At 47.7% G+C, this 4,158-nt stretch carries 6 protein-coding genes; 5 read left to right on the top strand and 1 reads right to left on the bottom strand.

Annotation, left to right across the window (positions count from 1 at the left end; genetic code table 11):
* Window positions 1-164 precede the first annotated feature (164 nt).
* Window positions 165-1,388, bottom strand: a complete 1,224-nt coding sequence (gene ispG, locus QUA16_RS30540; protein WP_333108004.1) for a (E)-4-hydroxy-3-methylbut-2-enyl-diphosphate synthase — start codon at window positions 1,386-1,388, stop codon at window positions 165-167.
* Window positions 1,389-1,458: 70 nt separating this feature from the next.
* Here ispG and QUA16_RS30545 point away from each other — a divergent pair, with 70 nt between their 5' ends.
* From QUA16_RS30545 to QUA16_RS30565, 5 genes are all read left to right on the top strand, one after another.
* The gene (locus QUA16_RS30545; protein ID WP_333181590.1) at window positions 1,459-1,608 is read left to right on the top strand and encodes a hypothetical protein; all 150 of its coding nucleotides are present in this window, start codon (window positions 1,459-1,461) and stop codon (window positions 1,606-1,608) included.
* A gap of 74 nt (window positions 1,609-1,682) precedes the next feature.
* Entirely contained in the window at window positions 1,683-3,035 is a 1,353-nt protein-coding gene (locus QUA16_RS30550; protein ID WP_333108001.1) for a serine/threonine-protein kinase, read from the top strand.
* Between the two features lie 260 nt (window positions 3,036-3,295).
* Complete coding sequence (locus QUA16_RS30555) at window positions 3,296-3,607, top strand: DUF4258 domain-containing protein (protein ID WP_333108000.1); 312 nt, start codon at window positions 3,296-3,298, stop codon at window positions 3,605-3,607.
* Between the two features lie 2 nt (window positions 3,608-3,609).
* Entirely contained in the window at window positions 3,610-3,852 is a 243-nt protein-coding gene (locus QUA16_RS30560; RefSeq protein ID WP_333107999.1) for a YgiT-type zinc finger protein, read from the top strand.
* Window positions 3,853-3,869: 17 nt separating this feature from the next.
* Window positions 3,870-4,082, top strand: a complete 213-nt coding sequence (locus tag QUA16_RS30565) for a hypothetical protein (protein WP_333107998.1) — start codon at window positions 3,870-3,872, stop codon at window positions 4,080-4,082.
* Window positions 4,083-4,158 lie beyond the last annotated feature (76 nt).

Consider the following 4,158-nt stretch of genomic DNA (forward strand, 5'->3'; position numbering starts at 1 on the left):
GGTGGGCCGAAGAGCCCGCCACAGGCAAGATGCCTGTGCCACAACAAACTCTTGTGGGGTGGGCCGAAGAGCCCGCCACAGGCAAGATGCCTGTGCCACAACAAACTCTTGTGGGGTGGGCCGAAGAGCCCGCCCCCAAACTTCAAAACTAAATCCAGCAAAGCCTACTCTGGTTCAACCCAGCGATCGTCCGATTTAATCAAATCAATCAATTCTGCCACGCCTCGGTCTTCCGGCACCTTCTTAATTTCTTCCCTGCCCCGGTACAGCGAAATATAACCCGGTTGCTTCCCGACATAGCCGTAATCAGCATCAGCCATTTCTCCCGGCCCATTGACAATACAGCCCATTACTGCTATATCCAAACCGGTGAGATGCTTGGTGGCCTCTCTCACTTGGTGTAACACTTCCTCTAAATTAAACAAAGTGCGACCGCAGGAAGGACAAGCGACATACTCAACCATCGTTTTCCGCAGTCCCAAGGCTTGCAGAATGCTGTAGCAGACGGGAATCTCCTTTTCTGGGGCCTCTGTCAGCGAGACGCGGATGGTGTCGCCAATGCCGTCAGTCAGCAGCGGTGCGAGGCCTGCGGTGGATTTGATGCGGCCGTATTCGCCGTCTCCTGCTTCCGTGACGCCCAAATGCAGCGGGTAATCCATGCCGAGTTCGTCCATCCGGTGCACCATCAAGCGGTAAGCAGCCACCATCACGGGCGCGCGGGAGGCTTTCAGGGAAATGACGATATTTCGGAAGTCGAGGGATTCGCAAATTTTGATGAATTCCAGGGCCGATTCCACCATACCTTCGGGCGTGTCGCCGTAGGTAAACAGCATCCGTTCGGCGAGGGAACCGTGATTAACGCCGATTCGCAAAGCTTTGCCTTGATCGCGCAGGGAAATCACCAGAGGTTCCAGGGTTTCGCGGATTTTTTCCCCAATTTCGGCGAATTCGCTGTCGGTGTATTCGCTTCTGTCGGCTTTCGGCTTCTCGAACACGTAAAGTCCGGGATTGATTCTCACTTTGTCTACGTGTTTGGCCACTTCCAGGGCAATTTTCATGCCGTTGTGGTGGACATCGGCCACGAGGGGCACGGGTTGGTAGGTGGCGTGCAGTTTTTGCTTGATTTCCGCTAATGCTTTGGCGTGGGCCATGCTGGGCACGGTGACGCGGACGATTTCGCAGCCAATCTCGTGCAAGCGCCTAATTCCGGCGACTGAACCGTCGATGTCGAGGGTGTCTTCGTTAATCATCGATTGTACGACGACGGGGTAGCCGCCGCCGATGGTGACGCTACCGACTTTGACTGGCCGGGTTTTGCGGCGTTTGATTGTGGTGTCGAAGGTTGGTTGGGTGGCGGGGGTTTTAGTGGGGTTCGGCAGAGTTTGCATAACTGGTTGCTAGAGTTTTGTTACTAAGGTCTATAAAAATGTGTCTGCTGTTTTTTAGGTTGCCATAGAAATGGTCTGTTTGGACAAAGAGGTTTTGGGATTTAGGATTCTTAATGGGATTGTGGCGAATTTGTCGATCGAATTATGTCGGAAAAGGGCGATCGAACTAAAAGCCAACCATCACCGGGAAGGCGAACTGAAGTTGGGCCCGTGGAACTAAACCGGACTTAGAGAATACAGTTAAAATACAGGCTAGACCGAGATAAAAATTAATATTGGTTGGCGGTGAGGAGAATGGTTTGGACACCGGGGCAGCGGTTAAATGGCGATCGGTATATTATTGAAGGCAAGTTAGGTGAGGGCGGCTTTGGGGCCACGTACCTAGCACAGAAGGCGCAAAACAGGCAGCGGGTTGTCATCAAAACGCTGAAAGACGACTTATTGAGAGATCCAAATTTTGCCTGGTTTCGGGACAAATTTCGGGATGAGGCGCTACTACTATCTTTGTGCAAACATCCCAATATTGTGCAAATAGACAACTATTTCATTCATGGTGATTTGCCTTGTATTGCGATGGAATATGTGGCAGGGAAAGATTTGTGGAATTTGGTAGAAAAGCGCGGTGTCCTGTGGGAAACCGAAGCTTTAAACTACATCCGCAAAGTGGCAGAAGCGGTAATAGTAGTTCACGAAAAAGGTTTGCTACATCGGGATATCAAGCCACAAAACATTATGGTGCGTGACAATCAAGATGCAGTTTTGATTGATTTTGGTTTAGCGCGGGGTTTTATTCCCGATCGCACTCAGCAAATGACTTTTGGATTTACACATGGTTTTGCGCCTCCCGAACAGTACGGGGAAATTGGCAGATTTGCTGAGTATACAGATGTTTATGCTCTGGCAGCAACGCTATACTATTTGCTAACGAAGACACCACCAACTCCTGCATTTATGAGGGCTTTAAATTCTCCTTTGAAGCTGCCGTTTCAGATTAATCCTAATATTAGCGATGGGGTGCATCGGGCAATTCTTCAAGGGATGGAAATGGATGCAACAAAGCGCCCTCAGTCGGTTCAAAAATGGTTGGCTATGCTTCCCCAATCCCCCGGCAATCGGGGGCAAAGAGGGGGTGTTTCACCAACGATTCCTAGCCCGCAGCCACCGCCACAACCTGTAAATTTGATTTCAGCAAAAGGAGTTGATTATCGTCAACTCGATCGGCTGTTGGCTACCGGAAAGTGGAAAGAGGCGGATGAGGAAACGACGAATAAGATGCTGGAGGTAGCGAGGAGAACAAGCGAAGACTGGAGGCTGAGAGTTGAAGATATTGATAGATTTCCCTGTGAAGATTTACGCATCATTGACCAACTTTGGGTACAACACAGTAAGGGGCGCTTCGGCTTTTCGGTGCAGAAGCGCATCTATCAAGGTCTGGGGGGAACGAGGGAATATGATGATAAAATATTGGAAGCTTTTTGCGAGCGCGTGGGGTGGTGCGTGAATAAACAATGGTTGTGTTATGGTGATCTAAAATTCAACAAAAAACAACCAGAAGGATACCTCCCGAGGGTGGTGGTGGTAGAGATTTGGGCTGGTGGTTTGGGGCTGTTGAATGCGGGGTCTCTTTTCTCACGTCGAGACTTGTAAAGTCTAACATCTAAGCGTCGAGCGAGTTTCCTGAAGATTTATCACAGAGGCTTTAACCACGAAACCGCGCCAGTTCTAGGTTTCCGATACCTGGCACTGGCAGTCCTCACTTTCTTTTGGCTTTCGCGTAGTTTCTTGTAGTATCTGCCCCGCCACTTGCGGGTTATAACAGTTAGCAAAAATAAATTTTTCAGCCACCGCTAAAATCTCTGGATTTTCTGCATCCCACTCCCCCTCCCGGCAAACTCATCTTTCAACGAATGAATCTAAACGCTATCAGAGAAGCAATATTAGAAAATAGGGTGCGAATTACAGACCATGCTGATGAAGAAGCAGATGATGATAATCTCTCATTTGATGAAATCTACTTTTCCGTCTTTTATGGTGAAATCATTGAAAATTATCCCAATGAAAAACCCTATCCCCGATACTTAATCTATGGTGAAAGTTTTAGAGGCGATCCCATCCACAGTGTTTGGTCTTATGTCCCTAGTAATAAACTAGCCATCCTAATCACAGTTTATCGTCCAGATGCAAATCGATGGATTAATTGGATACAAAGGAGAAATTAACAATGCTATCTGTAGAAAAATGCCCGATTTGCGGCGGTGAAATAGTTATCAAAGAAGTCGATAAACTTTTACGCGGCGGCAAGCATACTGCTATCTTAAAAGTATCCGCTGAAGTTTGCCTAAGCTGTGGAGAACGGTTGTACTCTGTGGAAACAGTTAGGAAATTTGCCAAAATTAGACAGCAATTGCAGCGAGAAGAGACTCAAGAATTTCAAGCGATGGGGCAATCTTTTCGAGTTGGATAAGTTATACAATAAAAAGAATGAAAAACCTAACTCAATTAACCCAGCTTGAATTAGTGCTGCTGGAATTAGTAGCTAAAGGTCAAGGAAAGTGGAGTTGGTACGAACTAGCGAATGCACTTTCCCGTCGAGATGTACCGCGAGAACCTGACATGATGGTTGTCTTAAAAAAACTGGCTGCTGATGGCTTGGTTCAGCGATATGTAGAAACAGGTTCGCCTCGCGATAGATGAGACATCTCCAAAAACAATTAAAGCCTTTGTGTAACTAGGCTGTATGACGTAAATGCAATCATCTTAAATTAGCGAC

This window comes from Microcoleus sp. S13_C3 (assembly GCF_036700905.1).
Taxonomy (GTDB): Bacteria; Cyanobacteriota; Cyanobacteriia; order Cyanobacteriales; family Microcoleaceae; genus Microcoleus.